The organism is Arthrobacter sp. TJ-263 (assembly GCF_058269155.1).
The window spans coordinates 32,111-54,351 of sequence record NZ_JBZCNE010000002.1 but is presented as its reverse complement, the minus strand read 5'-3'; the positions used below and the strand labels follow the sequence as shown (position 1 = coordinate 54,351).

Genomic DNA, 22,241 nt, shown 5'->3' with positions numbered 1-22,241 from the left:
CGTGGCATCGGAGATCGGGCCGGAAGCGGCCGGATGGGGGATCTCCTACGGTCTGTTCGGTTCGGACAGTTCAGCCGACCCGGACGGATCCGAGCCGCCTGCCCGGTCCCGATCCACGCGCCAGAAGTCGTCGCGGTCGGCGTCCTCCTCCTTCGGCAGGACGACGTCGGCGAAGGGGCGCGGAGCGCCACAGGCCCGGCGTCGAAGCGGCTCGCCGGGCCGGGCATCCTTCGACGATCCGTTCGCACCGGTCGTCGGTGCCTCGGCCGACGCCGCCGAGGCACCCGATGCTCCCACGACGGGGGACGGCACCGGTCGGCGGCGGGCACGCGACGGAGGAGGCCGATCCTCACCCCGAGGTGCGCGGCGCGGGCGGCGTGATGCCGCCGCAGGTCCGAGCGACGACGTCCCCGAGGGTGACGGGACGGCGGGGGAGGACACCCCCGTCCGGAGCGACGAGGAGTGGACGTCGCTGGCCCGCTCCGTGCTGCTCCGCCAACTGGCCATGGGTGCCCGGAGCCGCCACCAGCTCGATCTCAAGCTCGCCGAGCGTGAGGTACCGCAGCCGATCGCCGCGGCACTCCTCGATCGGTTCGAGGAAGTGCAGCTGATCGATGACGCCGAATTCGCCCGGATGTGGGTGCGCACCCGCACCGCCGCCAGGTCGCTCTCCCGGTCCTCGCTGCGGCGCGAGCTCGCGGACAAGGGCATCGACGCGTCGCTGGCGGAGGACGCCCTGCTGCAGCTCTCCGACGAGGAGGAGGACGAACAGGCTCGGGAGGTGGTGCGCCGGAAGCTCCGCCGCAGTGCCGATCTGTCCGATCGTGCCGTGCGGGACAAGGAGATGCGGCGCCTCGTCGGGGTGCTCGCCCGCAAGGGGTACAGCCCCGGGACCGCGTTCTCGATCGTGAAGGACGTTCTCGCCGAGGGGGAGTGACCGCGCCGGTCGACCCGGCGATTGTGGGCGCCCAGCGTGCCGGTCGTACGCTTGAGGGCGTGAGCATGACACTTCCTGTATCCCTCGACGAGACGCCCCGCGGTACCCCGGCCGGTGCAGCCGGACAGCGCACCTACGAGGTGCGGACGTTCGGCTGCCAGATGAACGTGCACGATTCCGAGCGGATCTCCGGGCTGCTCGAGGGTGCCGGACTCGCGCGCGTCGAGGGCGGCCAGGCGGACGTCGTCGTCTTCAACACCTGCGCCGTCCGCGAGAACGCGGACAACAAGCTGTACGGCAACCTCGGGATCCTCAAGGCGGTCAAGGAGGCCCGGCCGGATCTGCAGATCGCCGTGGGTGGGTGCCTCGCCCAGAAGGACAGGGAGACCATCCTCAAGAAGGCACCCTGGGTGGACGCGGTCTTCGGGACGCACAACATCGGCGCGCTGCCCGCCCTGCTCGAGCGTGCACGCCACAACCAGGACGCGCAGCTGGAGATCCTGGAATCCCTCGACGTGTTCCCCTCCACCCTGCCGACACGGCGCGAGTCGGTCTACGCCGGCTGGGTCTCGATCTCCGTCGGCTGCAACAACACCTGCACCTTCTGCATCGTGCCGTCCCTGCGAGGCAAGGAGCGCGACCGCCGGCCCGGGGAGATCCTCGCCGAGATCGAAGCCCTCGTCGCCGACGGCGCCGTCGAGGTCACGCTCCTCGGCCAGAACGTGAACTCCTACGGCGTCGAGTTCGGCGACCGCGGTGCCTTCGCGAAGCTGCTGCGCGCCTGCGGGTCGATCGAGGGCCTCGAACGGGTCCGGTTCACGAGCCCGCACCCCGCAGCGTTCACCGACGACGTGATCGACGCGATGGCCGAGACGCCCAACGTGATGCCGCAGCTGCACATGCCCCTGCAGTCGGGCTCGGACCGTGTCCTGAAGGCGATGCGGCGGTCCTACCGGTCCAGCCGCTTCCTCGGCATCCTCGAGAGGGTCCGCGACCGGATGCCCCACGCCGCCATCTCCACCGACATCATCGTGGGCTTCCCCGGCGAGACGGAGGAGGACTTCCAGGCCACCCTCGACGTCGTCGAGCAGTCCCGCTTCGCCACGGCCTTCACCTTCCAGTACTCGAAACGCCCCGGCACCCCGGCGGCGGACCTGCCCGACCAGCTGCCCAAGGCCGTGGTGCAGGAGCGGTTCGAGCGGCTGACGGCGCTCCAGGACCGCATCGCCCGTGAGGAGAACGCGAAGCAGGTCGGGACGGTCGTCGAGGTGCTCGTGACCGACCAGCAGGGCCGCAAGGGCGGCGAGACGCATCGGCTCACCGGGCGTGCGCGGGACCAGCGGCTCGTCCACTTCTCCGTCCCCGAGGGTGCGGCCGTGCCCCGACCGGGCGACGTCGTGACCCTTCCCGTCACCGAGGCGGCCTCCTTCCACCTGCTGTCGGATCCCGCGCCCGAGCAGTACGCCGTCCGCCGCTCCCGCGCCGGCGACGCGTGGGACAGGAGCCAGGCCGACTCCTGCGGCGTCCCGGCGTCGTCCGACGGCACGGCCGGTCCTGACGGTGCTCCCCGCCCCGTGTCGCTGGGCATGCCGTCCCTGCCGGTCCGCGGAGCGCGTTCTTGACCCTTCCCGTGGTCGCGGTCGTCGGTCCCACGGGGTCCGGCAAGTCCGAGCTCGGTATCGCCCTGGCCCAGCGCCTCGACGGCGAGATCGTCAACGCCGACGCCCTCCAGTTCTACCGCGGCATGGACATCGGGACGGCCAAGCTGGCCCCGACGGAGCGGCAGGGCATCGGGCATCATCTGCTCGATGTCCTCGACGTCACGCAGGAGGCGAGCGTCGCCGCCTACCAGGAGGACGCCCGCCGCATCGTCGAGGACATCCGCGCCCGCGGGCGGGTGCCCATCCTCGTCGGCGGGTCCGGCCTGTACATCCGTGCGGCCCTCGACCGGCTCGAGTTCCCGCCGACCGACGCCGGCGTCCGCAGCCGGCTCGAGGCGGAACTCGCCACCACCGGGAGCGCGGCGTTCCGCCGACGGCTCCGGGAGGTCGACCCCGCCTCCGCGGAACGGATCGACGACGACCGCCGCCTCGTCCGCGCCCTCGAGGTGTACGAGATCAGCGGACGGCCCTTCAGCGCCTTCATGCCGCGGCGCGAGTACCACCAGCCCGCCGTGCAGATCGGCCTCGCCGTCGACCGGGCCGTCCTGCGCGCACGGCTCGCCGAGCGGGTGCACGCGATGGTGGCCGGCGGGCTGGCCGACGAGGTCGGACGCCTCGCCGCCCGCGGGCTCCGGGACGGGCGGACGGCGTCCCGCGCCCTCGGGTACGGGCAGTTCCTCCGGGTGCTTGACGGCTCCATGACGGAGCAGGACGCCGTCGAGGACACGATCGCGGCGACCCGCCGGTTCGCCCGGCGCCAGCTGACCTGGTTCCGGGGCGATCCGCGCGTGGCCTGGACGGACTGGCAGGCACCCGGTCTCGTCGACCGGGCCGTCGGGATCGTGCGGCAGCGTGGGGACATATCCTAGGACGGTGACCGACTACCGCGCCCATGCCACCGATTCCCGGCCGTCCGCCGGCCTCTCCTTCACCAAGGGCCACGGCACCGGCAACGACTTCGTCCTGACGCTCGACCCGGACGCGGCAGCCCCGGACGACGCCGCCTTCGTCGCCTCGCTCTGCGACCGCCACCGGGGGATCGGCGCCGACGGATACATCCGCGCCGTGCGGTCGTCCGCCCTTCCCGAAGGGCGGGCGCTCCTGCAGACGGAGCCCGCCGCGGACTGGTTCATGGACTACCGCAACGCCGACGGCTCGGTGTCCGAGATGTGCGGCAACGGCGTCCGCGTCTTCGCGCACTTCCTCCTCGCCTCCTCGGTGGCCGACCTGCCCGAGGGCGGCGAGCTCGCCATCGCCACCCGTGCGGGCGTCAAGCGCGTGACCCGCTCGCACGACGGGTACGCGGTGGACATGGGGCCCTGGGAGTTCATCCACCCCGAGGCGGCCGTGGCCCGGGGCATGGACTCGCTCGTGGAGATCGGCGGACTCGATGTCGACCGCCCGGCGCTGTCGATCAGCATGGGCAATCCGCACACCGTCGTCGCGCTGGCCGAGGCCGCCGAACTGCAGAGGACCGAACTGCACCGGGCTCCGGGTGTCCAGCCGGTGCCGCCGGAGGGGACCAACGTGGAACTCGTGGTGCCCTCCGATCCGCTCGTGGGGGACGACGGCGTCGGCCGGCTCAGTATGCGCGTCCATGAGCGGGGCGTCGGCGAGACGCAGTCGTGCGGCACCGGCGCCTGTGCCGCCGCCGCGGCCACACGCTTCTGGGCGGGCGCGGGAGCCCCCGCGCGGTGGCAGGTGACCGTCCCGGGCGGCGTCGTCGGGGTCACCTTCTTCGACGGCCCCGACGGCCGTGAACACGTGCTGCTCAGCGGCCCGGCCGCCCTGGTGGCGGAGGGCGTACTCCTCCCCGCCGGCTGAGCCGGTCGAACAGGATGAGCCCGCCGGGGCGGTCAGTCCGCCCGGTGCACCTCGAGGATGCGGAAGGACTTGGACGTCTCGGCGCGCCGCACCGTGAACCCTTCGGGCAGCTCCTCGGACAGCCAGCGCTGCAGGGAGTCCGCGCCCAGGTTCTTCTGCACCACGAGCCAGGCCCGGCCGCCCGGGGCGAGGCGCGGGAGCCAGCGCAGGAGCAGCGCATGCAGTTCCTGCTTGCCGATGCGGATGGGCGGATTGGACCAGATGGTGTCGAACTCGAGTGCGTCGTCCACGGCGTCGGGGGTGCTCGCCGCCACGTTGCCCAGTCCGAGGCGCGCGGCGTTCTCCGCGGTCAGTGCGACGCACCGCTCGTTGACGTCGACCGCGTGGACCTCGGCGTCGGGCGCCTTCAGGGCCATGGTGAGGGCGAGCGGCCCCCACCCGCAGCCGAGATCCAGCATCCGCCGTCCCTGCGGGTCCGGGACGGCGTCGAGCAGGATCGCTGTGCCCTTGTCCACGCCGTCGGGGCTGAACAGGCCCGACGACGTCACGAGGTCCCTGCGTGCGCCGGCCAGGACGACGGAGAGCGGTCGGCGCGTGTCCGGTCCCGCTGGCTGGGCGCTGAAATAGTGCTGAGACTCCATGGACAGAAGCCTAGTGGCACACCGGAGGCACCCGGCGCGGGCAGGTTTCGCGCTGGGAGAATACGCTGGAGCAGGCCGGGCCGTCAGCCGTAGGATTGAGGGACATCCACCTAGGGAGACTATGACCGAGAACCACGGACATTCCACCGGCGCCGACATGGGCCCGGAGGAGATCCAAGCCGTCATCGACCGGATCCTCGCCAGCGACGAAGCTGCCGTGGCCAAGGCGAAGAAGGGGACACCAGCGCCGGACACTTCCGCGCCGATCGAGAAGACCTGGCGATCACGGGCACAGGCCCTGTCCCAGGACGAAGAGCCGTCGGACGCCGACGGAGACCAGCAGGACCTGGCCGAGCGCCGGGCGCTCCGACGTGTCGCAGGACTGTCCACCGAACTCGAGGACGTCACCGAGGTCGAGTACCGGCAGCTCCGGCTGGAACGCGTCGTCCTCGCCGGCCTCTGGAGCGAGGGAACGGCGCAGGACGCCGAGAACTCGCTCCAGGAGCTCGCGGCACTGGCGGAGACGGCCGGTTCGGAGGTCCTCGACGGCATCGTGCAGCGACGCCTCAAGCCGGACCCCGGGACGTTCCTCGGCTCGGGCAAGGCCCAGGAGCTCAAGGGGATCGTCCAGGCGACCGGAGCGGACACCGTGATCGTCGACAGTGAGCTGTCGCCGTCGCAGCGCCGCGGACTGGAGGACATCGTGAAGGTCAAGGTGATCGACCGGACCGCGCTGATCCTCGACATCTTCGCCCAGCACGCCAAGAGCCGCGAGGGCAAGGCGCAGGTCGAACTCGCCCAGCTCGAGTACCTGCTCCCGCGCCTCCGCGGCTGGGGCGAATCCATGTCCCGCCAGGCCGGTGGCCAGGTCGGCAGCGCAGGCGCCGGCATGGGCTCGCGTGGCCCGGGCGAGACGAAGATCGAACTCGATCGGCGCAAGATCCGTACACGGATGGCGAAGCTCCGCCGCGAGATCGCGGGGATGAAACCCGCGCGGGAGACGAAACGCTCCAACCGCCGCCGGAACCAGGTACCGTCCGTCGCCATCGCCGGCTACACGAACGCCGGCAAGTCGTCCCTGCTGAACCGGCTCACCGACGCCGGCGTCCTCGTCGAGAACGCGCTGTTCGCCACGTTGGATCCGACGGTCCGCAAGGCGGAGACACCCGACGGCATCGGCTACACCCTCGCGGACACGGTCGGCTTCGTGCGGTCGCTGCCCACCCAGCTCATCGAGGCGTTCCGCTCCACCCTGGAGGAGGTCGCCGACTCCGATCTCATCCTGCACGTCGTCGACGCGTCCCACCCCGACCCCGAGGGCCAGATCGCCGCGGTCCGTGCCGTGCTGACGGAGGTCGACGCCCGCAAGGTGCCCGAGATCATCGTGCTGAACAAGGCCGACGCCGCCGATCCGTTCGTCATCGAACGGCTGCGGCAGCGCGAACCACGCTCCGTCGTCGTCTCCGCACGGACGGGCGCAGGGCTCACCGAGCTGCGCCAGCTGATCAGCACGAGCATTCCCCGCCCGGGCGTGAAGCTGGACCTGATGGTGCCCTACGAGCGCGGGGAGATCCTCAGCCGCCTCCACGAGGAGGACGTCGAGATCCTCGGCCTCGAGCACGTCGGCGAGGGGACCCGCCTCGAAGTGATGGTCCGGGAGGGCCTGGCCGCCGAGCTGGAGGCGTACGTCCGGCATGAGTGAGAGCACGCGGTCCGGCGCCGTGGCGCCGGACCCGGCTCCCCGCTCGGACGAAGCACGGCAGGCCCTCGAACTGCTCGACACCGCGGTGGCGGCCATGGGCGGGGAGATGCGCTCCGGCCAGCACGAGATGGTCCGGCAGGTCAGTGAGTCCATCCACTCGGGCGAGCACCTGCTCGTCCAGGCCGGCACCGGGACCGGGAAGTCGCTCGCGTACCTGGTCCCGCTGATCGCCCACGCCATGGACAGCGACCGGCCCTCGATCGTCTCCACGGCCACGCTCGCCCTCCAGGCCCAGATCGTGGGAAGGGACCTCCCGCGCCTCCTGGACGCCGTGCGGCCCGCGCTCACGCGCCCCGTCGACGTCGCCCTGCTCAAGGGCCGGTCGAACTACGTCTGCCTCCACAAGACCGGGGGCGGATTCCCGGAGGAGGACGCGCCGGGCACCCTCTTCAGCCTCGGCGAGGACGCCACGCCACACCCGTCCCCCGCGGCCGACGGTCCGTCCTCGGCACTCGGCAGGGACGTCGTGCGACTGCGTGAATGGGCAGAGGAGACCGCGACGGGCGACCGCGACGACCTCGTGCCCGGCGTGAGCGATCGCGCGTGGCGCCAGGTGTCCGTCTCCAGCATGGAGTGCATCGGTGCCGCCCGCTGTCCGATGGCCCAGGAGTGCTTCAGCGAGAAGGCGCGCGCCGCAGCAGCGGACGCCGATATCGTCATCACCAACCACGCGATGCTCGCGATCAGCGCGTTCGAGGGGCTCGCCGTCCTGCCGGAGTACGACGTCGTCGTCATCGACGAGGCGCACGAACTGCACGACCGGGTGACCGGAGCCGTCTCCGGCCAGCTCTCCGCCCCGATGGTGAGCGCGGCGGCCACGGCGCTCCGCCGCCACGCCTCCATCAGTACGGCCGCCCTCGACACGGCCGCCGACGCCTTCGAGGCGGCCGCCGAACTCGTCCCCTCGGGCCTGCTGCCGGGAGGCCTCCCGGAGGATCTCGAGCAGGCCCTGGCCCAGGTCCGGGACGCGTCCCGCGCGGCGCTGTCGGACACGAAGACGGACGGCAAGTCCGAAGCCGACGTCGACGGCGGCCGGCAGGTCGCCCGCTCACGCACCACGCTGGTCTTCGAGCTCGCCGAGCGGATCCTCGCGGCGTCGGACCTCAACGAGGTCGTGTGGGCGTCGCGTCCCAGCAGCTTCACGCCGGGCTCCGGCTACACGCAACCCGACGAGACCGCGCCCGCGACGCTGAACGTCGCGCCGCTGTCCGTCGCCGGACGGCTGCGGGAGGGACTGTTCGAGGACCACACCGTGATCCTGACCTCCGCGACCCTCGCGATCGGTTCCGAGTTCGGTCCCGTCGCGGGGTCGCTGGGACTCAGCGGTCCCGGTGCGCCCGCCTGGACCGGCGTCGACGTCGGGAGCCCCTTCGACTATTCACGCCAGGGCGTGCTCTACGTGGCGAAGGACCTGCCGAAGCCCGAGCGCGGAACCTCCGGTGCGCAACTGGAAGAGCTCCTGGGACTCCTCACCGCGTCCCGAGGGGGTGCGCTGGGACTGTTCTCGTCCAAGCGGGCCGCCGAGGAGGCGGCGGAGGCACTGCGTCCGAAGGTCGACTTCGAGATCCTGTGCCAGGGGGAGTCCTCGCTCAACGCGCTGGTCACGCAGTTCGCGGACGAGCCGGACACCTGCCTGTTCGGCACCATGTCCCTCTGGCAGGGCGTCGACGTGCCGGGGTCCTCGTGCCGGCTGGTCGTGATCGACCGCATTCCGTTCCCGCGGCCGGACGATCCCCTGATGACCGCCCGCACGCGGGCGGTGGCCCGGAACGGGGGCAACGGCTTCATGAGCGTGTCCGCCACGCACGCGGCCGTCCGGCTCGCGCAGGGCGCGGGACGCCTGATCAGGGCGGCGGAGGACAGGGGCGTGGTCGCCGTCCTCGACAGCCGACTCGCCAACGCCCGGTACGGCGGCTTCCTCCGGGCAGCCCTCCCGCCCTTCTGGGCTACGACGGACCGCGCGACCGTCACCGGGATCCTGGAGCGGCTCTCAGGGCGCTGAGGCGTCCCTCCGGCCGCGACACGACAGCTTCGACACGACAGCTGCGACACGACGGTCGCCGCGAACGCTACAGCGCGCGCATCACCGAGACGACCTTGCCCATGATGCTGGCATGGTCACCCAGGATGGGCTCGTAGCGGGTGTTCTGCGGCAGGAGCCACGTATGGCCGTCCCGCTGCCGGAAAGTCTTCACGGTGGCCTCCTCGTCGAGCAGCGCCGCGACGATGTCGCCGTTCTGCGCGCTCTGCTGCCGGCGCACCACGACCCAGTCGCCGTCGCAGATGGCGGCGTCCACCATGGAGTCGCCCGAGACCCTGAGCATGAAGAGATCACCGTGGCCGACGAGCTGGCGGGGCAGGGGCATGACGTCCTCCACCACCTGGTCCGCGAGGATCGGTCCGCCGGCGGCGATGCGCCCCACGAGCGGCACGAGGGCGGTGTCGACGGCGATCCGGTGCTCGGTGGCGGGTTTCCCGTCCGGGGACGGACCGGCCTGGGCGCCGGACGTGTCCGGGGCCAGGGTCAGGGGGAGCAGGACCTCCATGGCGCGCGGGCGCTTTGGGTCCCTGCGCACGTAGCCCAGCCGCTCGAGCTGCGACAGCTGGTGGGTCACGCTGGACAGGCTCGCGAGGCCCACGGTGTCGCCGATCTCCCGCATGGACGGCGGGTACCCCTTGTCGGCGATCGACCGCTGGATCGTCTCGAGGATCGTCAGCTGCCGGGCGGTCAGCCCCTTGGACACGGAGCGGCCGCGCGGCCTGCCCCGGCCCGCGGAGATGGGCACGGCGTCTGCCGGAACGTCGGCAGTGTTCGATTCCTGCCGGGCTGCCGCTGGTGATTCCGCCACTGTTGCGCCTTTCGCCTGGGATCGCTGATCCCGTCGTCGCCGCCGGTCGGCTTCCGTGGTCCGGAAACCGTTTTGTCAGAGGCGGCTGGTTGTGTGAGATGCATCGACCACGGAACGGCCCTCGGAGAGCAGCATCCGTCGACGATGTCCTGATCTCTTCACGCTAGGACAGTCGAGGGCACTTTTCAAACATATGTTCGACCGAGTCTCGACACGGGTCGATCGTAGATGCTAGAAATAGGCAGATGCTTATTAGAACGTGTGTTCGAACCCGGTGCTTCGCCCGGTCAGGGCATTCGAAGGAAAGAGGAACGGCAATGGTTACACCCGTACTGCATGGCAGCTCGCTGTGGACGCCCGCTCGCCCCGACAGCCACCTCAGGCTCGTCCCCACGCCTGAATCGCCCGCGTCCCCCACCGCCTCCCCGACCTCGAGCTTCATGGCGCCGTCCCGTCCCTCCACGCAGCGCAGTGCGGACCGCCCCCTGACGCTCACGCGGCGAGGGCGCCTGCTCCTGGTCGGCCTGCCCATCGCCCTGGGCGTCGCGGCCCTGATCCTCCTCGCGGCGTTCCTGACCTCCCACGCCCAGGCGGGGGAGTCGGCACCCACGGCCACGGTCACGGTCGAGGTGAGTGTCGTCACCGGGGAGACGCTGTGGGATCTCGCCGTGCGCCACGCGCCGGAGCGTGATCCCCGGGACGTCGTCGCCGAGATCGTCGAACTCAACGACCTGCCCAGCTCCGTGGTGCAGGCAGGGCAGAGCATCGCGGTACCGGCCGCGGGGTGAGCGGCTCCCGCTTCCCGCTTCCCGCCAGCGCGCCGGACCATGGGCCGTTCCTGCAGGAACTGCCGCGTCCCTTAAACTGAAGCAGTGCCCTCCTCCGTTGAAGCCCTAGCCAACCTCCCCCTGCGCGACGACCTCGTCGGGCTGCACCCGTACGGCGCGCCGCAGTTGGATGTCCCGATCCTGCTCAACGTCAACGAGAACACGTACGGCGTGCCGGCAGATGTGCACGCGGCCATCGTGGAGGCGGTCGCGAAGGCCACCACAGGCCTCAACCGGTACCCCGACCGCGAATTCTCCGACCTGCGGAAGAACCTCGCCGACTATCTGGGGCACGGCCTCACCCCCGATCAGTTGTGGGCTGCCAACGGGTCCAACGAGGTGCTCCAGCAGGTCCTTCAGGCCTTCGGCGGACCCGGGCGCACCGCCATCGGTTTCCCGCCCACCTACTCGATGTACCCCCTGCTCGCGAGCGGGACCGGTACGCGCTACGTCACCGCCGCCCGCGGCGCCGCCTACTCCATGACGCCGGAGGACACCGCCCACGCCGTTCGCGCATCGGGCGCGAACATCGTGTTCCTGTGCTCGCCGAACAATCCGACCGGCACGGCGCTCGGCCTCGACGTCGTGGAGGCGGCCTACGAGGCCGGCGAGGACGCGCGTGCCATCATCATCGTGGACGAGGCCTACGGCGAGTTCGCACAGGAGGGCACCGCGAGCGCCCTCACCCTGCTTCCCGGACGTCCGCGGTTGCTCGTGTCGCGGACCATGAGCAAGGCCTTCGCCCTCGCCGGGGCGCGCATCGGCTACCTCGCGGCGGCGCCGGAGGTCGCCGACGCCCTGCGGCTCGTCCGACTGCCCTACCACCTCTCCGCCATCACCCAGGCGACCGCGAACGCGGCCCTCACCCACGCGGACACGCTCCTGGCGAACGTCGAGGCGATCAAGGTGCAGCGCGACCGCATCGTCCGGGAGCTCGAGGCCCTCGGACTCTCGCCTGCGCCGTCGGATGCGAACTTCGTGTTCTTCTCGGGCCTCGAGGATCCGCACCGTGTCTGGCAGGGTCTCCTGGACGCGGGCGTCCTCATCCGTGACGTCGGCATCCCGGGATCCCTGCGGGTCACCGCGGGTACGGAGGAGGAGACGACGGCGTTCCTGACGGCCCTGGCGACGCTGCTCTGACCGTCGATCCCGGGTCGGTCCGGGGGTGTCGGGGCCACTCGATGCGGGCCTTGCGCCGCCCGGGCGCATCGCCGATCATGTGTCGCATGGATCGGCCGATCTTCGATGAGGCTCAATCGTTCTTCGCGCGGCTGGAGGCGGACAACACCCGCGAGTTCTGGGCCCGCCAGCGCAGGCTGTACGACGTCGGCATCCGGCCGGTCTTCGCCGCGGTGTGCGCGGCCCTGACGGTCTTCTCGGACTGGCGGATCTACCGCCCGCACAACGACGTCAGGTTCCGGCCGGACAGTCCGCCGTACAAGACCTTCATCGGAGCGGTCGCCGAGCGGCCCGACGGTGTGGGCGCTTTCCTCCGCGTGAGCAGCATCGGCCTCCTCGTGGCAACCGGCCTGCCGCTTCCCGCACCGGACCAGCTCGCCGCTTTCCGTGCCGCGGTGGCGGACGACGTCGCGGGCCCGGCCCTGGTGGCCGCGATCGGGACGATCACCGCGCGGGGGATGATGGTCCGTCCCGGACGGGCGCAACCGCTGAAGCGTGTGCCCCGCGGCTACCCGGCGGACCATCCCCGGGCGGATCTGCTGCGGTGGAAGGGCATCGAGGTCGACCACCGCGTGCGCCGGCCCGCGTGGACGGACGTCGCCTCCGCGTCGTCGGGCATCGACGAGCTGCTGCGCGAACCCGCCGCGCTGCACGAGTGGCTCGCCCGCTACGTGGGAGCATCGGCACTCACCGCGGAGCAGCGGTTCGGCCCGCGCCGCCGGACCGCGGCCCCGTGATCGGCGTGCAGGGCGGGTACACCTAGAATTGAAGGGCAGGACCGCCCGGCGGCTCGCGCCGCCCGTCCTGTTCCCACGTCGATCCGCGCCTGAACGACGCGCACAGAAGGAAGATGCCATGACAGTTGATGCCGCCCGCGGCCGTACGGCCCGTATCGAGCGCGTCACGAGCGAGTCCAATGTCCTCGTCGAGATCGACCTCGACGGCACCGGGGCGTCGTCGATCGACACCACGGTGCCGTTCTACGACCACATGCTCACCGCGCTGTCGAAGCACTCGCTCATCGACATGACCATCAGGTCCTCCGGGGACACCCACATCGACGTCCACCACACGGTGGAGGACACGGCCATCGCGATCGGCGAGGCCCTGCGGATCGCCCTCGGCACGAAGGCCGGAATCCGACGCTTCGGCGAGGCCACCGTCCCCCTCGACGAGGCACTCGCCAACGCCGTCGTCGACATCTCCGGGCGTCCGTTCCTCGTGCACGGCGGGGAGCCGGCCGGCCAGGAGTACCACCTCATCGGCGGGCACTTCACGGGGTCGCTGACGCGCCACGTGTTCGAGGCGCTCGCCCTGCACGCCCAGATCTGCCTGCACGTCACCGTCCTCGGCGGCCGCGACCCGCACCACATCGTCGAGGCCCAGTTCAAGGCCCTCGCCCGGGCGCTCCGTGCGGCGGTCGAACCGGACCCGCGGGTCGAGGGAATCCCCTCCACGAAGGGAGCGCTATGAGCGCGCGCACCGTCACCGTCCTCGACTACGGGTCGGGCAACGTCCGGTCCGTGGTGCGCGCCCTCGAACACGTGGGCGCCGACGTCGTCCTCAGTGCCAAGCCCGACGACGTCCTGAACGCCGACGGTCTGCTCGTCCCCGGGGTCGGCGCGTTCGCCGCCGTCATGAAGGGCCTCAAGGACGTCGACGCCCTGCGCATGATCGGGCGCCGGGTCGCGGGCGGTCGGCCCGTGCTGGGGATCTGCGTGGGCCTGCAGGTCCTGTTCGACGAGGGCGTGGAGCACGGCGTGCGCACGCCCGGCATGGGCGAGTGGCCCGGCACCGTCGAACGCCTCAAGGCCGACGTCGTGCCCCACATGGGCTGGAACACCGTGGAACCGCCGGAGGACACCGTCCTGTTCGACGGACTCCGCGACGAACGGTTCTACTTCGTGCACTCCTACGGCGTGCAGGACTGGTCCTTCGACGTCACCCAGCCCGCCATGAAACCGCCGCAGGTCACCTGGTCCGACCACGGTGGCCGGTTCATCGCCGCCGTCGAGAACGGTCCGCTCAGCGCCACCCAGTTCCACCCCGAGAAGTCCGGTGACGCGGGGGCCCGGCTCCTGCGCAACTGGATCGACGGGCTGCGCTGATCCGGTGGTGAACCGATGCTGAGCCTCGTGCTCATGGGGGTCGCCGGTCTCCTCATCGGCGGCGCCTTCTCCCTGCGCGGCCAGGAGTTCCCGCGCTGGGTGTGGATCGCCTTCCTCGCCCTCGCCGGCCTGGCGCTCCTGGCCGCCTACCTGTTCACGCTGCCCGGCGACTGACCCCGCCCCGCACCGCCACACCCCGCCCCGCACCGCCACACCCCGCCCCGCACCGCCACATCCCGCCCCTCCACCGCGGCGCCGCCGCCCGTACGAAAGCAGACCATGAGCCCCTTCACCGAATCGCCCACCCTCGAGCTCCTCCCCGCCGTCGACGTCGCCGACGGCCAGGCCGTGCGCCTGGTGCAGGGCGAGGCGGGCAGCGAGACCAGCTACGGGGATCCGGTGGACGCGGCCCGCGCCTGGCAGGACGCCGGCGCCGAGTGGGTGCACCTCGTGGACCTCGACGCCGCCTTCGGTCGGGGGTCCAACAAGGACCTCCTCGAGCGCGTCGTCAGGAACCTCGACATCAAGGTGGAACTCTCCGGGGGCATCCGCGACGACGCGTCGCTCGAGGCGGCGCTGGAGCTGGGAGCGACACGCGTCAACCTCGGCACCGCGGCGCTCGAGGACCCCGAGTGGACCGAGCGGGCGATCGCCCGGTACGGGGATGCCGTCGCCGTCGGGCTCGATGTCCGCGGGACCACGCTCGCGGCGCGCGGCTGGACCGAGGAGGGCGGGGACCTGTGGGAGGTCCTCCAGCGCCTGGAGGACGCCGGCTGCGCCCGCTACGTCGTGACCGACGTGACGAAGGACGGCACCCTCAAGGGCCCGAACCTCGCCCTCCTGAAGGACGTCCTGGCGAAGACCACGCGCCCCGTCGTCGCCTCGGGCGGTATCTCCAGCCTCGACGACATCGCGGCCCTCCGCGAACTCGTGCCCCTCGGGCTCGAAGGCGCGATCGTCGGCAAGGCACTCTACGCCGGGGCCTTCACCCTGCCGCAGGCCCTGGACGTGGCAGGGCTGCCCGCCTCGGACACGTGAGCGGCCGGCAGCTCCCCGCGCACATCGCCGCCGCTCTCGCCGGTAACACGGCGGATTCCGCCGGGCAGCCGTGGGCGGGCCGCGACCTGTCCGGTCCGGAGAACCCGCTGCACGCCTTCGACGACGACGACGGTGCGGCGGACCCGGGACTCCTCGCAGCACTTGCCGGGCTCGTGGGACCCGCGGGCCGGCCCGGCGATGCCGAGCGGGCCGTGTTCGGGGCCCTCACCACGGCCCGGGTGTTCATCCCGATCGTCGCACGGCTCAGCGACCAGGCGGAGGCCGCCACCGGGCTGCACTCCGACAAGGAGGCCGAGATGGCGCTCGTCACGCTGACGGCGCCCGACGGCCGCAAGGCCCTCCCGGTCTTCTCCTCGACCGAGGCGCTGGGCCGCTGGCACCGTGACGCGCGACCCGTCGCGGCCTACGCGTCACGGGCAGCCCTCGCGGCCGCTGCCGAGGATGCGCAGCTGATGGTGCTCGACCCGGGGGCCGATCTCACGTTCGTGCTGCGGCGCCCTGCCGTCTGGGCCCTGGCCCAGCAGGTCCCGTGGACGCCGTCGTACGAGGACCCGGCACTGGCGTCGCTCGTCGAGGAAGCGGCCGGCCTGGAGGAGGACGTCCTCGGGGTGGGCCTGCGGCCGGCGGGCGGAGTGCTGACACGCACGGCCGGCGGTAGCATTGCCTCCGGTGGGGGACCGGGCCCCGAACTGCGCATGGATCTCCGGCTCCGCCCGGGCCTGTCTCCCGACGGGGTGCGCGACGCCGTCGCCTCCTTCCGCGGGAAGCTCCTCGGCCTCACCGGCTTCGTGGAACGCGTCGACTCGCTCGACATCAAACTCACCCGCTGACGGGTCGTCGGCCAGAAAGACGAACAGTGAACTTCGCCGTATACCGGGACCTGCTGCGCATCCGCTCCGTCCGGAGGCTGCTCCTCGTCGGGATGATCGCCCGCTTCCCGCACTCCGCCGCCGGGGTGCTGCTCACGCTCCACGTCGTCCAGACCCTCGACCGCGGCTACGCGGAAGCGGGCGCCGTCGCCGCCGTCGTCACGATCGGCATCGCGGTCGGCGCGCCGTGGCGCGGCCGGCAAATCGACAGCGCGGGACTGCGGCGCGCGCTCATCCCGTCCGTCGTCGCGGAAGCCGTCATCTGGTCCGTGGCACCGCACCTGTCCTACCAGTGGCTGCTCGTGGCGGCGCTCGTCGGCGGACTCTTCACCCTGCCCGCCTTCTCCGTGATCCGCCAGGCGCTCGGGGTCCTCGTGGACGGCGACCGGCGGCGCACGGCCTTCACGCTCGACGCCATCTCCACCGAGGTCATCTTCATGGCCGGCCCTGCGGTGGGCGTCGTCCTGGCCACCCAGGTGTCCACGGTGCTCGGCCTGACGCTGGTCGGGATCGCCACCGCCTCGGCGGGCCTGTTCCTCATGTGGTTCAACCCGCCCACGCGGTCGGACCAGCTGCCCGACGCCGTCACGGTCGCGGCCTCCGCGCCCGCCGGGATGAACGAGGCCGCGGCGGACCTCATCGGCGCCCGGAACTCCGGCACGCAGGAGCGGCGCGCTGCGTCGGTGCTGCGCCGCGGAGTGCGGAGGGTGCTGCCCTGGATCACCGTGCCGCTGGTCATGGTCATGATCACGGCCGCCGGTGCCGGGCTGCTCCTCTCGGGTACCGAGGTGGGCATCGTCGCCGCGCTCGAGCAGACGGGGAACGAGAGCCAGCTCGGCCTCGTCTTCGTGGCGTGGTGTGCCGCGTCGGTGGTCGGCGGACTCGTCTACGGCGCCCTGCACCGGCCGATCCCGCCATCGCTCCTCCTGCTCGGCATGGCCCTGCTGACACTCCCCATGGGGTTCGCCGAGACCACGCTGTCCCTGGCCCTGCTGTCGATCCCGGCGGGCCTGCTCTGCGCGCCCGTCCTCTCCGCCGCCTCCGAGAAGGTCGCGGACCTCGTGGCCGAGGACCGGCGGGGCGAGGCGATGGGCTGGTACGGCTCCGCGCTGACCTCCGGCGTCGCGCTCGGAGCGCCGGTGGCCGGGCTCCTCATCGATGCCGTCGGTCCGTGGGGCGGTTTCACCGCGGTGGGCGTCGTCGCCGCGCTCATCGGCGTCGCCGGGTTCCTGGCGCGGGACCTCGGCAGCCGGACGCCCGCGGTGGATACCGCCGGCGCCTCCCGCTAGGCGGGCGCGCCCACCCGCACACCGCCTCCCTCGAACGCGAACGGCCCGTGCCCGGTGGGGCACGGGCCGTTCGAAGCCTGGCGGCCGCGGGACGACGGGATCAGTTGACGGGACCCGTGTACTTCTCTCCGGGGCCCTGGCCGGGCGCATCCGGGATGATCGAGGCCTCACGGAACGCGAGCTGCAGCGAGCGGAGCCCGTCGCGCAACGGCCCTGCGTGCTGGGACCCGATCTCGGGGGCGGCCGCCGTCACGAATCCGGCCAGCGCGGTGATCAGCTTCCTGGCCTCGTCGAGGTCCTTGAGCTGCTCGGCGTTCTCCTCGTGGCCGAGGCCGCACTTCACGGCCGCTGCGCTCATGAGGTGCACCGCCGACGTCACGATGACCTCCACGGCGGCCACCTCGGAGATGTCCCGCATCTGCTGCCGGACGCCCTGCTCGGCCTCGTCCGAGGCAGCGTGGCCGTGGTCCTGCTCCTCGGCGAAGCTGCGGCGGGAGGCGCCGGCCGGCTCCTCGGAGGGGGCGTGCTGCGGGTTGTCGTGTGGCGTGTTCATACTGGTAAGCTTGGCATAGACCAACCGGTCGCTGTTAGCCGCTGTGTTCTTCGAGCAGGCTCACGCGCCGGTCTGCAAGCGGAGTCCTCTCCCACCCGCGTTTGCCTGGTGCGACCTCAGGTCGTATTGCAGGTAGCCGGGTTCCTGGTCGGTGCTGCCGCTGATCGCGCAGGAAGCCCAGGCTTCCCCGACGGCGGACGACCGGTCGACGAGGCCTCCGATTGCGCATGCAATGGGAGGCCTTCTTTCGTCTGCAGGCGGTTTTCAGCTCGAGAATCCACAGGAGTCACACATTAGCGAGCCAAGAATCAATGATCGTATCCGCGTTCCCGAGGTGCGGTTGGTCGGACCTGCCGGCGAACAGGTAGGAATCGTCCGTATCGAGGACGCACTCCGACTTGCCGCCGAGTCCGACCTGGATCTTGTCGAGGTAGCACCGCAGGCGAAGCCTCCGGTGGCCAAGCTCATGGATTTTGGTAAGTACAAGTACGAAGCGGCCGTCAAGGCGCGCGAGGCGCGGAAGAACCAGACCAACACGGTCCTGAAGGAGATCCGCTTCCGCCTCAAGATCGATACGCACGACTACGAAACCAAGCGTGGGCACGCCATGCGCTTCCTCGGCGCCGGCGACAAGGTCAAGGCCATGATCCAGTTCCGCGGACGTGAGCAGCAGCGACCCGAGATGGGTATCCGCCTGCTGCAGAAGTTCGCGGACGACGTCGCCGAGGTCGGTGTCGTCGAGTCGACGCCGCGCATCGACGGACGCAACATGGTCATGGTGATCGGTCCCACGAAGAACAAGGCCGAGGCCAAGGCGGAGGCCCGCCGGGAGACCCAGCGTGCCGAGGCGAAGGCTGCCAACGAGGTCGCGAAGTCGGGGGGTGAGCCCAAGCGGGTCGATACCTCCGGGTCCAGCGGTGCACCGCTGACGCAGTCCCTCGCGGACCTGCTGCCCGAGGGCTACGAGATCAGGAGCGAGCCCGAGGCTCCGAAGGCTCCCGTCGAGGAAGCTCCTGTACAGGAGACTCCGGAGGCGACCGTGCAGCAGGCACCCGAGGCCGCTCCGGCGGCCACCGAGGCTCCGGCCGCGGCGGCACCTGCCCAGGCCGCTCCTGCCCGACAGGCCGCACCGGCTCGTCAGGCTCCGGCCCGGACGTCGTCGGCCCCGCGGTCGACGTCGTCGAGGTCTGCGGCCGAGCGGCCCGCACCCTCCCGTTCCTCCGCCCCGGCGGCGAAGACGGAGGCCGCAGCCCCGGCATCGACACCGGATGCTGCGCCGGCGCCGAAGCCGGCCGTGGCAGCCAAGCCCATGGCCATGCCGAAGCCCGGAGCGCCCAGGCCGCCGGCACCCCCCAAGCCCGCGGGACGAACGGCTCCGACCAAGAGCCCGACCAGCCGCCCCAAGCCCGGAAGCACGGACTAGGGCCCCGGCCCCGTCCTACCACCGGGCACGATCGAAACCAGCAGGCACCCTCGGGTGCCGAACTCCGGGTGCACCCGCCCCGGCTATCCAAAGGAGATCGGTTCCCATGCCGAAGATGAAGACCCACAGTGGCGCCAAGAAGCGCTTCAAGCTCACCGGTAGCGGCAAGCTCAAGCGCCAGCAGGCCAACCGCCGCCACTACCTCGAGCACAAGTCCTCGACCGTGACGCGCCGTCTCGCCGGCGACAAGATCGTCTCGAAGGCCGACAGCAAGGTCATCAAGAAGATGCTCGGCGTCTAACCACCAATCCACCCCCCTCCCGGGAAAGCGCACGCACCCACGGTGCGGCGCTCACGGCCGAAGCCGTGACCGGAGAAGAACTGAAGGAGTACGCACGTGGCACGTGTGAAGCGGGCAGTCAATGCCCACAAGAAGCGTCGGGTCATCCTCGAGCGCGCCAAGGGTTACCGCGGCCAGCGTTCGCGCCTGTACCGCAAGGCGAAGGAGCAGCTGCTCCACTCGTTCGTCTACAGCTACGGTGACCGCCGCAAGCGCAAGGGCGACTTCCGTCGCCTGTGGATCCAGCGCATCAACGCTGCGTCCCGCGCCAACGGCCTGACCTACAACCGCCTGATCCAGGGCCTCAAGGCCGCCGACATCCAGGTCGACCGCCGTATGCTCGCCGATCTCGCCGTCACCGACGGCGCAGCCTTCGCGGCCCTCGTGCAGATCGCCAAGAACGCCCTGCCGGCGGACACCTCGGCACCGCTCAAGGCCTCGGCCTAGGCGCATCGGCTGCTGCGGGCCACGCGGCCCGCACACCGGAACACGATGACTGTGAACGGACGCCCCCAGGCGCCACTGATGACCAACACCCACGCTGACCGGGTGAAGGAGGTGGCACGCCTGGCCGGGCGTCCGTCGCGTTTAAGGCGGCGGGAGTTCCTGGCCGAAGGTCCCCAGGCGGTCCGGGAGGCCCTCCGCCTGCACCTCATCCGCCATGCGGCGGGGGAGGGCGGCGTCGTCGTCGACGTGTACGCCACGGCAGACGCGCTCGAGCGCCACACCGACATCGCGGACCTCTCCGGGCAGGACGGCGCCCCCACCGTGCGTCTCGTCACCGCCGACGTCCTCGCCGCCATGTCGTCCACCGTCACGCCCCAGGGCTTCGTCGCGGTGTGCCGGTTCGTCGACGTCCCGCTCGACGACGTGCTCTCCGCCGCGCCGCGCCTTATGGCCGTGCTCGTCGAGGTGCGGGACCCGGGTAACGCGGGCACCATCATCCGGGCGGCGGATTCGGCGGGGGCCGACGCCGTCATCCTGACCGGCGCGAGCGTGGATCCCTACAACCCGAAGACCGTACGGTCCACCGTCGGGTCGCTCTTCCACCTCCCGCTGGTCCTCGGCGTCGAACCCGAGGGGTTGCTGGACCGCCTGCGGGACGCGGGCATGACCGTCCTCGCGGCCGACGGCTATGGCAGCACCAGCCTCGACGACCTCCAGGACGCCAGCGCGCAGCGCAGGTTCGCCACGGTGCACCCCCCGCAGGACCGGCCGGACGGCGAGCCGGGCGGCGACATCGGCAGCAGCGGCGGCGCCGGCACGGTGCGCCTCGAGGACGCCGGCGCCTGGCTGTTCGGCAACGAGGCGCAGGGCCTGCCGGCCGACGTCACCGCCGCCGCGGACGCGCGCGTCGCAGTGCCCATCTACGGCAGCGCGGAGTCCCTCAACGTCGGGACCGCCGCCACCGTCTGCCTGTACGCCTCAGCCCGCGCGCAGCGCATCCGCTGAGTCCGTCGGCCCTGCCGTTCCGGCGTCGCCGTGCGCCGGTCGGCGGTCGGCGTGGCCACGCCTGTCCATCCTGCCGCTGAGCAGGGCGACGCCGAGCCCCAGGACCGCGAGCACCGCGCCGACCATGGCGGGTGCGGTGAACCCCCATCCGGCCGTGATGACGGCGCCGCCCAGCGCTGCGCCGAGCGCGTTGGCCGTGTTCAGCGACGAGTGGTTCATCGAGGACGCGAGCGACGGCGCTCCCGGCGAGACGTCCAGCAGGCGCGCCTGCAGCGGCGGGATGAGCGCCGATCCGCTCGTGCCGACTAGGAAGACGAAGAGGCAGGCCGTCCACGGGATCGTCGCCGCGAGGGGGAACAGCAGCAGGACCGCCGCGATGGCCACCATGACCCCGTAGATGCTCCCCATGATGGATCTGTCCGCGAGGCGCCCGCCCAGGATGTTGCCGACCACCATGCCCACGCCGTACAGCGCGACGACGAGGGGCAGCAGCGACGCGCTGAGGCCGGCCACCTCCGTCATGGTCGGCGCGATGTACGAATAGACGGCGAAGAACCCGCCGAAACCGACGATGCCGATGAGCAGGGTCATCCACAGCTGCGGACGGCGCAGGGCTCCCAGCTCCTTGCGGATGCTCGCGCCCGGCCGCACGGGGACGTCCGGGACGAAGGCGCGGATCAGTACCAGCGTCGTCGCCCCGATCACTCCCACGAGCAGGAACATGGAGCGCCAGCCGAACTCCTGGCCGAGCCACGTGGCGAACGGGACGCCCACCACGTTGGCGATGCTCAGTCCCAGCATCACCATGGCGATGGCGCGCCCCCGCCGCGCGGGATCGGCGAGCGATGCCGCGATGACGGCGGCGACACCGAAGTAGGCTCCGTGGGGAAGGCCCGACAGGAACCGCGACGCCAGCATCCAGCCGAAATCCGACGCGAAGTAGGACGACAGGTTGGCCACCGTGATCAGGACCATGAGCGCCAGGGCGACGGCGCGCTGCGGTTTCTTCGCGCCGAGGGTGGCGAGGACGGGCGCGCCCACCACGACACCGAGGGCGTAGGCGGAGATGACATGCCCGCCCTGCGCGTAGTCCACGCCGAGATCCGCCCGCATCTCCTCGAGCAGGCCCATGATGGTGAACTCCGTGGTGCCGATCGCGAAACCACCCACCGCGAGGGCGCCGATGGCGAACAGGAGTGGACGGCCGGTCAGCCGGTTCGACGTCGACGGGGGAGCGGAGGCAGTCATGGATGTCCTTGCGGCTGAATCTCGGGGGCGGGAGGATCGGCCGCCGGACTCCTCCGGGGAACCGGGGGCGGACGGCGACACGGACACCGTCGTCCCTTCAAGCCTAGGCGACAACGCCGTGCCGCCCCGAAATACGACCGCGGCACCCGGCAGACGGAATTCGTGCTGCAAGCCTCGGGGTTCGGGGTTCATGGTGATGCGGTGATCGTCGGGCCGGGCC

The 22,241-nt window shown here is 71.5% G+C and carries 23 protein-coding genes; 19 read left to right on the top strand and 4 right to left on the bottom strand.

Going from position 1 to position 22,241, the window contains the following annotated elements; all coding sequences use genetic code 11:
* Position 1: 1 nt before the first annotated feature.
* The 4 genes from AC4D2F_RS10880 (at position 2) to dapF (ending at position 4,422) form a co-directional block, all read left to right on the top strand.
* A complete protein-coding gene (locus AC4D2F_RS10880) occupies positions 2-937 on the top strand; it encodes a regulatory protein RecX (RefSeq protein ID WP_490910598.1) in 936 nt (311 codons plus the stop codon).
* 65 nt (positions 938-1,002) lie between these two features.
* Positions 1,003-2,559: a tRNA (N6-isopentenyl adenosine(37)-C2)-methylthiotransferase MiaB gene (gene miaB / locus AC4D2F_RS10875; RefSeq protein ID WP_490910597.1), complete on the top strand. Its 1,557-nt coding sequence runs from the start codon at positions 1,003-1,005 to the stop codon at positions 2,557-2,559.
* Complete coding sequence (gene miaA, locus AC4D2F_RS10870) at positions 2,556-3,467, top strand: tRNA (adenosine(37)-N6)-dimethylallyltransferase MiaA (protein ID WP_490910596.1); 912 nt, start codon at positions 2,556-2,558, stop codon at positions 3,465-3,467. The genes miaB and miaA overlap by 4 nt, the downstream gene beginning before the upstream one ends.
* Before the next feature lie 4 nt (positions 3,468-3,471).
* Positions 3,472-4,422 (top strand): diaminopimelate epimerase, encoded by a 951-nt coding sequence (gene dapF / locus AC4D2F_RS10865; RefSeq protein ID WP_490910595.1) that lies wholly within the window; start codon positions 3,472-3,474, stop codon positions 4,420-4,422.
* 32 nt (positions 4,423-4,454) lie between these two features.
* On the opposite strand, the gene AC4D2F_RS10860 is transcribed toward dapF, so the two are convergent.
* Complete coding sequence (locus AC4D2F_RS10860; RefSeq protein WP_490910594.1) at positions 4,455-5,063, bottom strand: class I SAM-dependent methyltransferase; 609 nt, start codon at positions 5,061-5,063, stop codon at positions 4,455-4,457.
* Between the two features lie 121 nt (positions 5,064-5,184).
* On the opposite strand from AC4D2F_RS10860, the gene hflX reads away from it, so the two are divergent.
* Both hflX and AC4D2F_RS10850 read left to right on the top strand, forming a co-directional pair.
* The gene (gene hflX, locus AC4D2F_RS10855; protein WP_104168974.1) at positions 5,185-6,765 is read left to right on the top strand and encodes a GTPase HflX; all 1,581 of its coding nucleotides are present in this window, start codon (positions 5,185-5,187) and stop codon (positions 6,763-6,765) included.
* Positions 6,758-8,827 (top strand): ATP-dependent DNA helicase, encoded by a 2,070-nt coding sequence (locus AC4D2F_RS10850; protein ID WP_490910593.1) that lies wholly within the window; start codon positions 6,758-6,760, stop codon positions 8,825-8,827. The genes hflX and AC4D2F_RS10850 overlap by 8 nt, the downstream gene beginning before the upstream one ends.
* Before the next feature lie 67 nt (positions 8,828-8,894).
* Here the strand turns inward: AC4D2F_RS10850 and lexA are convergent, their stop codons facing one another.
* On the bottom strand, positions 8,895-9,611 hold the full coding sequence (gene lexA / locus AC4D2F_RS10845) for a transcriptional repressor LexA (RefSeq protein WP_490911089.1): 717 nt from the start codon (positions 9,609-9,611) through the stop codon (positions 8,895-8,897).
* A gap of 380 nt (positions 9,612-9,991) precedes the next feature.
* On the opposite strand from lexA, the gene AC4D2F_RS10840 reads away from it, so the two are divergent.
* From AC4D2F_RS10840 to AC4D2F_RS10800, 9 genes are all read left to right on the top strand, one after another.
* Positions 9,992-10,462: a LysM peptidoglycan-binding domain-containing protein gene (locus AC4D2F_RS10840; protein WP_490910592.1), complete on the top strand. Its 471-nt coding sequence runs from the start codon at positions 9,992-9,994 to the stop codon at positions 10,460-10,462.
* Between the two features lie 84 nt (positions 10,463-10,546).
* Positions 10,547-11,641 (top strand): histidinol-phosphate transaminase, encoded by a 1,095-nt coding sequence (locus AC4D2F_RS10835; RefSeq protein ID WP_104168972.1) that lies wholly within the window; start codon positions 10,547-10,549, stop codon positions 11,639-11,641.
* A gap of 86 nt (positions 11,642-11,727) precedes the next feature.
* Positions 11,728-12,417: a DUF2461 family protein gene (locus AC4D2F_RS10830; RefSeq protein ID WP_490910591.1), complete on the top strand. Its 690-nt coding sequence runs from the start codon at positions 11,728-11,730 to the stop codon at positions 12,415-12,417.
* Between the two features lie 118 nt (positions 12,418-12,535).
* The gene (gene hisB / locus AC4D2F_RS10825; RefSeq protein WP_490910590.1) at positions 12,536-13,153 is read left to right on the top strand and encodes an imidazoleglycerol-phosphate dehydratase HisB; all 618 of its coding nucleotides are present in this window, start codon (positions 12,536-12,538) and stop codon (positions 13,151-13,153) included.
* Entirely contained in the window at positions 13,150-13,788 is a 639-nt protein-coding gene (gene hisH, locus AC4D2F_RS10820) for an imidazole glycerol phosphate synthase subunit HisH (protein ID WP_104168969.1), read from the top strand. Before hisB ends, hisH begins: the two co-directional genes overlap by 4 nt.
* Positions 13,789-13,803: 15 nt before the next feature.
* The gene (locus tag AC4D2F_RS10815; protein ID WP_167398985.1) at positions 13,804-13,962 is read left to right on the top strand and encodes a hypothetical protein; all 159 of its coding nucleotides are present in this window, start codon (positions 13,804-13,806) and stop codon (positions 13,960-13,962) included.
* Between the two features lie 105 nt (positions 13,963-14,067).
* Entirely contained in the window at positions 14,068-14,826 is a 759-nt protein-coding gene (priA, locus tag AC4D2F_RS10810; protein ID WP_104168968.1) for a bifunctional 1-(5-phosphoribosyl)-5-((5-phosphoribosylamino)methylideneamino)imidazole-4-carboxamide isomerase/phosphoribosylanthranilate isomerase PriA, read from the top strand.
* Positions 14,823-15,677 carry an SseB family protein gene (locus tag AC4D2F_RS10805; RefSeq protein WP_490910589.1) on the top strand — a complete coding sequence of 285 codons (855 nt, stop codon included), beginning with the start codon at positions 14,823-14,825 and terminating at the stop codon, positions 15,675-15,677. The genes priA and AC4D2F_RS10805 overlap by 4 nt, the downstream gene beginning before the upstream one ends.
* 26 nt (positions 15,678-15,703) lie before the next feature.
* Positions 15,704-17,005, top strand: coding sequence for an MFS transporter (locus AC4D2F_RS10800; protein ID WP_490910588.1), 1,302 nt, complete (start codon positions 15,704-15,706; stop codon positions 17,003-17,005).
* Positions 17,006-17,105: 100 nt separating this feature from the next.
* Here the strand turns inward: AC4D2F_RS10800 and AC4D2F_RS10795 are convergent, their stop codons facing one another.
* Positions 17,106-17,558 (bottom strand): DUF1844 domain-containing protein, encoded by a 453-nt coding sequence (locus AC4D2F_RS10795; protein ID WP_219815771.1) that lies wholly within the window; start codon positions 17,556-17,558, stop codon positions 17,106-17,108.
* 334 nt (positions 17,559-17,892) lie between these two features.
* Between AC4D2F_RS10795 and infC the strand changes: the two genes are divergently transcribed.
* From infC to AC4D2F_RS10775, 4 genes are all read left to right on the top strand, one after another.
* On the top strand, positions 17,893-18,981 hold the full coding sequence (gene infC, locus AC4D2F_RS10790) for a translation initiation factor IF-3 (RefSeq protein ID WP_490910587.1): 1,089 nt from the start codon (positions 17,893-17,895) through the stop codon (positions 18,979-18,981).
* A 106-nt stretch (positions 18,982-19,087) separates the two neighbouring features.
* On the top strand, positions 19,088-19,282 hold the full coding sequence (gene rpmI / locus AC4D2F_RS10785; protein ID WP_104168964.1) for a 50S ribosomal protein L35: 195 nt from the start codon (positions 19,088-19,090) through the stop codon (positions 19,280-19,282).
* A gap of 96 nt (positions 19,283-19,378) precedes the next feature.
* Positions 19,379-19,768, top strand: a complete 390-nt coding sequence (gene rplT, locus AC4D2F_RS10780) for a 50S ribosomal protein L20 (RefSeq protein WP_104168963.1) — start codon at positions 19,379-19,381, stop codon at positions 19,766-19,768.
* A 45-nt stretch (positions 19,769-19,813) separates the two neighbouring features.
* Complete coding sequence (locus AC4D2F_RS10775) at positions 19,814-20,773, top strand: TrmH family RNA methyltransferase (protein WP_490910586.1); 960 nt, start codon at positions 19,814-19,816, stop codon at positions 20,771-20,773.
* Here the strand turns inward: AC4D2F_RS10775 and AC4D2F_RS10770 are convergent.
* Entirely contained in the window at positions 20,747-22,021 is a 1,275-nt protein-coding gene (locus tag AC4D2F_RS10770) for an MFS transporter (protein ID WP_490910585.1), read from the bottom strand. The genes AC4D2F_RS10775 and AC4D2F_RS10770 overlap by 27 nt on opposite strands.
* Between the last annotated feature and the right edge of the window lie 220 nt (positions 22,022-22,241).